Annotated in this window: 4 protein-coding genes; all 4 read right to left on the bottom strand. The window is 32.4% G+C overall.

Annotated features, from left to right (window positions below; all coding sequences use genetic code 11):
* Positions 1-335 (bottom strand): LCP family protein (locus KHW44_RS05150; protein WP_304066805.1); only part of this gene is annotated, 335 nt, incomplete at its 3' end.
* Positions 336-458: 123 nt separating this feature from the next.
* Positions 459-4,664, bottom strand: coding sequence for an acyl-CoA dehydratase activase-related protein (locus tag KHW44_RS05145; RefSeq protein ID WP_304066802.1), 4,206 nt, complete (start codon positions 4,662-4,664; stop codon positions 459-461).
* A gap of 72 nt (positions 4,665-4,736) precedes the next feature.
* Positions 4,737-5,618 (bottom strand): TIGR01212 family radical SAM protein, encoded by an 882-nt coding sequence (locus KHW44_RS05140; RefSeq protein ID WP_304066798.1) that lies wholly within the window; start codon positions 5,616-5,618, stop codon positions 4,737-4,739.
* A complete protein-coding gene (tadA, locus tag KHW44_RS05135; RefSeq protein ID WP_304066795.1) occupies positions 5,596-6,063 on the bottom strand; it encodes a tRNA adenosine(34) deaminase TadA in 468 nt (155 codons plus the stop codon). Before tadA ends, KHW44_RS05140 begins: the two co-directional genes overlap by 23 nt.
* Between the last annotated feature and the right edge of the window lie 200 nt (positions 6,064-6,263).

The raw sequence follows: 6,263 nt of genomic DNA, 5'->3' as shown, positions 1-6,263 counted from the left end.
GCATTTACTTTGTGAATATTTCCATTCAATCTAATTTGAGTATCTCTTGGCACAGACAGTATGTCCACATTACCAGAATTAAAGTTGACTTTACAAACCATTATAGTATCAGATCTTTGATGATCAGTTGTGCTTACTTCCTTATCAATTCCTAAAAGCACAAATAAAAATTCATCCGGTATATTTTGTTCAATTACATTGTTTTTTCCTAATTCATCGCCTTTAATATCAGAGCCAGTTGTTTTTAAGCTTCCCAAAAATTTACCAGCACCGAAATACACTCCCAAAAATAGTGCCAGCGAAATAAAAAAGACAATAACAGCTCTTTTTTTCATTCTTTCCTCCAATTACTTTCTTAATGAACAAAGCACTCGGATTTACCGGTGCTTTGTCATAACACTTATTTAATTATATCAAAAACAATGAAAATTTACACTAATTTTGATTTTTTGTAAGTTTTAATTATTAATTTTCTCTTTTGCTTGTGAAAGCATAAGCTTGATTCTGTTAATTTGATTTACTTCACTTGCACCAGGATCGTAGTCAATTGGAATTATGTTTGCTTGCGGATACAATTGCCTAATTCTCTTGATAACGCCTTTTCCTGTGATATGGTTAGGAAGACAACCGAATGGTTGAATACATACAATATTGTTAGCGTTGATATGAATTAATTCTATCATTTCCGCAGTCAACAACCAACCTTCACCGTATTGATTTCCAAGCGATACAACTTCTTGTGCATAATCTTCTAATTCTTGTATCTTAAGTGGATGAGTAAACTTCGATTTGATTAATTGGTTTCTGATGTATTTTCTATAATGTTCAATCAAATTTACTCCCATGTTACACATAAATCCTGTGAATTTGGATTTGGATAAGAAGTTTCCCTTGTGGTATTCATTTCTCAAGCAATAAAGCACAAAATCAGTCAAATCAGGCATAACCACTTCGCAGCCTTCTTTTTCTAATAAATCTTGCAAATTATTATTAGCTTGAGGAAGATATTTTACTAGAATTTCTCCGACAATACCAACTTTTGGTTTTTGTATATCCAATAATTCTATTTTTGAGAAATCTTCAATAATTTCATCTACAGTTTGTCTAAATAGTTTTGAACTTGATTTCAAAACTCTCTTTTGACATTCTTCAATCCATTTTTGCTTTAGCAAATCAGTTTGTTTTTCTTTTTCGTAAGCTCTAGTGAAATTTGATAATCTCATTATCAAATCGCCGTACAAAACAGCAACTATCATTTTTTGTAATACTAATGGAGAAAGGTTAAAGCCTTCGTTTGTTTCGATATTTTGCCAAGAAATAGCAATTACAGGAATATTTTCATATCCCGCTTCTTTTAACGCTTTTCTTATAAATCCAACATAGTTACTTGCTCTGCACGCTCCACCAGTTTGACTCATTAATAAAGCTAGTTTGTCAGTGTCATATCTACCAGAATTTATAGCTTCCATCATTTGTCCAACAACAGTTATAGATGGATAACAAGCGTCGTTGTTTACATATTTTAATCCTTCGTCGATTACTTTTGAATTAACATCTTTCAAAAATTCTACCTTGTAGCCATTATCTTTGAATAATGATTCCATTATTTCAAAGTGATCAGGCGCCATCTGTGGTGCTAGAATCGTGTATTCTTCTTTCATTTTCTTAGTGAATTCAACTTTTTCGACGTGATATGATTTTTTCACATTTGGAACGAAGTTTTTCTTTTCAAGCGCTTGTATCAATGATCTTATTCTGATTTTAACAGCGCCTAAGTTACTAATTTCATCGATTTTTAAAACAGTATATATTTTTCCTTTCGCAGACAAAATTTCATTAACTTGGTCTGTAGTTACAGCATCAATTCCGCAACCAAATGAATTAAGCTGAACCATTTCCAAATCTTCACTGTTTCCAACAATTTCTGCTGCTCTGTAAAGTCTTGAATGATATACCCATTGATCCAATACTCTCAAATCGCTATCTACATCGTCATCGTAATCAATTATAGAATCTTCTGACAAAACTCCTAGGCCTAATGAAGTGATAAGTTCAGGGATTCCGTGATTGATTTCTGAATCGACATGATATGGTCTACCAGCTAACACAATTGCTTTTTTGCCCATTTCACGAATTTTGGACAAAGCTTTCTTTCCTTCAATCTTTACATCTTTTCTGTATTTTTCTAGTTCATCCCATGCTCTATCAACGCTGTTAGAAATATCCTTATCAGAAAGTCCTAGCTCTTTTAATTCGTCGATAAGTCTTGTCTTTAATTTATTTTTATCTTGGAATGATATGAATGGGTTGAAATACTTCGTATTTTTCAATCCATCTACATTATTTTTTATAACTTCCGGATATCCAGTAACTACCGGACAGTTAATGTGATTATTCGCCTTATCATATTCTTGTTTTTCAAAAAATACCGAAGGATAGAATATCATATCGACATTTTTTTCTAATAAATCTTCAATGTGACCGTGAACTAATTTTGCAGGATAACAACATGTTTCACTTGTAATCGAAGAAATTCCTTTTTCATAAATTTCTCTTGATGATTTTGAGGACAATACAACTCTGTATCCTAAATTCGTGAAGAATGTATGCCAGAAAGGATAATTTTCGTACATATTCAACACTCTAGGAATTCCTACAGTCGCTCTTGCTTTATCTTCTGGAATGCTCTTATATCCAAATAATCTTTTGTTTTTATAGTCGTACATATTTGGAAGCTTATCTTTTTTATCCAGACTAATTCCAGCTCCTCTTTCACATCTATTTCCAGTTACAAACTTCTTGCCATTTGCAAATTTGTTGATAGTCAATTTGCAATGGTTAGAACAGTATTTACATTCTGCTTGTTCTTGAGTGTATTCAAATTTTTCAAGTTCGTCTTCAGATAAAATCGTAGAATATCCTGCTGATTTTTCTTTTGCAATCAACGCCATTCCCATAGCTCCCATAAGCCCTGAAATATTTGGTCTTGTAGGAACTTTACCTGTGATTTTTTCGAAAGCTCTTAAAATCGCATCACCGTAGAATGTACCACCTTGAACTACAATGTGTTCTCCTAATTTTGATGGATCTCTAAGTTTAATAACTTTTTGGATTGCGTTTTTGATAACTGAATAACACAAACCTGCTGCAATATCGCTTACACTAGCGCCTTCTTTTTGTGCTTGTTTTACTTTTGAATTCATAAAAACTGTACATCTTGAACCTAAATCTACAGGATTTTCTGATTCAAGTGCTTTTTGTTGAAATTCTTGTACAGATAAATTCAAACTGTGAGCAAATGTTTCAATAAATGACCCACAACCAGACGAACATGCTTCGTTTAATTGAATAGAATCAATTATTCCATCATTTACATGCATAGCTTTCATGTCTTGACCGCCAATATCTAAAACAAAATCAACATCTGGATCAAAGTATCTAGCAGCAGTCAAATGTGCTATTGTCTCTACTTCGCCAAAATCTACCGACAAAGCTTGTTTTATAAAATCTTCACCATAACCTGTTATACCACTACTTGCAATTTTTTGATTATCATTTAGTTTAGAATAAATTACAGATAATTGTTCCTTAACTAAATCAAGTGGATTACCTTGGTTATTTGCATAAAAATCGTAAACAATGTTGCAATCCTCATCAATTACTACAATTTTACTAGTAGTTGAACCCGCATCAATTCCCAAATACAAGTTTCCTTGTACTTCGTCAAGATTTTTGAATTTTACGTTAGATTTTTTGTGATTTTCGTAAAATTCTTCTTTTTCATTCTCATTTTTAAATAGTGGCTCAAGTATTAATTCATCATCAATTTCTTGCTTTTTGTCATAAGATCTGTTTAACAAATCTTCATACTTCACAACTTCTTCATCCATTGATGCAATAGCCGCTCCCAATGCTACAAATACTTGCGCATTTTCAGGGCTGTAGAATGTATTCACACCGTCATCTAGTGTCGTGATGAATCTATTTCTTAATTCTGATAAGAAATAAAGCGGTCCACCCAAAAATACGATGTTCCCTTCAATAGGTCTTCCACAAGCAAGATTTGATATTGTTTGATTGACAACAGATTGGAATACACTCACTGCCATGTCTTCTTTTGTTGCACCTTGGTTGATCAAAGCTTGAATGTCAGTTTTTGCATATACTCCGCATCTACTTGCAATCGAAAAAATTTTCTTGTAATCTTTGGCTAATTCGTTAAGCCCAGAAGCATCTGTTTTTAACAAAGCTGCCATTTGATCTATGAACGCTCCAGTTCCGCCTGCGCAGATGGAGTTCATTCTTTGTTCTACATTTCCTTTTAAATAAGTTATCTTACTGTCTTCTCCCCCAAGCTCAATACACACATCAGCATTAGGGATATATTTTTTTATAGCTGTAGTTCCAGCTACAACTTCTTGTATAAATTCGATATTTAGATTATCTTCAACATACATTCCGCCACTTCCAGTGACCATAATTGTACAATCGCTATTTTTGAACTCTGGATGTGAATCGTATGCTTGTTTAAGAACATTTTTGGTAGTTTCTTCTATGTCAGAACGATGTCTAGTGTATTCTTGGAATAAAATTTCGTAGTTTTCATTTATAATGACAAGCTTGACAGTAGTTGAACCTACATCTAATCCCATGTGGATTTTCATTTTTGTTATTCCCTCCATATTCCTATACTAAGTTAGTATATTTCAAACGCACAAAAACTTCAATAAATTTTTTTATGTATTGTATGTTTTAATTTTACTATTTATCTCAGAAATTACTTTCAATTTATCACAAGACCATTTAGGAAGATAAAGTTTTGGCTTGTAAGCATCTCCTGTCATTCGATGCACAACAGTATCCTCGTTTAAAATTTTGAAACTATCTACAACCCAATCAGTGTATTCATCCATCGTTAGAATTTTAAATTTATTTCGTAGATAATAATCGTATAACCTTGAATCTGTTTGTATATATAATGAATGAATTTTGATTCCCCAAATATCATGCATTTGCGTTTGATACACACTTTCCAAAAAATCATTCTCAGTTTCATATGGAAGGCCTGCTATTACATGCGAGATTACTTTAATGTCATTATCCATTAGTTTTTTTGCCATATCAAAATAAACATCATTGCTGTATGCACGGTTAATCAATTCTATTGTAGATTTTTTTGTAGATTGAAGTCCCATTTCAACCCACACATCTACCTGTTTGTTTATATCGCGCAAAAGTTTTATCTTTTCATCATCTAAGCAGTCTCCTCTGGTGGCTATATCAAGCACCAACACATTTTTGTTATCAATAGCATCTGAGTAAATTTCTCTAAGTTCATTTACTGGCTTGTAAGTATTGGTGAACGATTGAAAATACGCAATGAATTTGTCTGCTTTTTTCTTTTCAGATAATCTTTTAATTTGCAATTCGACTTGCTCCTTGATTGAATATTCATTAAAAGTAAATTCACCAGATCCACTTTCAGAACAAAAAATACAACCTTTGGAATTAACTCTATTAGGACAACTAAATCCACCATCCAACGGCAATTTGTAAACTTTAGTTCCGTATGTCTTTTTTAAATAATCGTTTAATCTATTTATTTTTATTTTTTTCACGAATCCTCCTGAAAAAACTCTGCATCAAATCCACGCACTCTTGTTCCATAATGCTCTCCACATCAATTTTATGATTAAGCCCTTCATAATCATTTAACGAAATCAAAGACCCACAGGCTCCTCTTTTTTTATCAAAAGCCCCGAAAACAACTCTAGGTATTCTCGAATACACCAATGCTCCAGTACACATCACACATGGCTCCAATGTCACATACATAGTGCAATCATCCAGTCTGAAATTTCCTACAACCTCAGTTGCTTGATTTATAGCTTTTAGTTCTGCGTGCATAGTCGCATTATTATCGCGCTCCACACTATTATAAGCCTTAGCTATTATTTCTCCGTTTTTTACAATTACACATCCAACCGGAACTTCATTCAAATCAAAGGCAATTTTCGCTTGTTCAATGGCTTTAAGCATGAATTTTTCATCATCATTTCTCATAATTTATAAAACACCTTTCCTTTACAGATTATATCAAATAGTTTGTGTTATTAAAATTTGAATAGGTAATTTTTTTGTGATATTCTTTATATATAATGTAGTATTTAAGACCAGCTATCAAATGTCAAGAGAAAATAAAAAATAATTTATCTTGAAATTTATGGCACGTTAAATAAGCCTAAAAATTAGGCTTAGAAAAA

This window comes from Finegoldia magna (assembly GCF_018371055.1).
In the GTDB taxonomy this organism is placed as follows: Bacteria; Bacillota; Clostridia; order Tissierellales; family Peptoniphilaceae; genus Finegoldia; species Finegoldia magna_I.
This window is presented reverse-complemented; position numbering and strand designations above follow the sequence as displayed.

What these genes read in the sequence shown, in the direction of transcription:
- KHW44_RS05145 (WP_304066802.1), bottom strand. Translation starts at nt 4,664, where the DNA reads ATGAAAATCCACATGGGATTAGATGTAGGTTCAACTACTGTCAAGCTT.
- tadA (WP_304066795.1), bottom strand. Translation starts at nt 6,063, where the DNA reads ATGAGAAATGATGATGAAAAATTCATGCTTAAAGCCATTGAACAAGCG.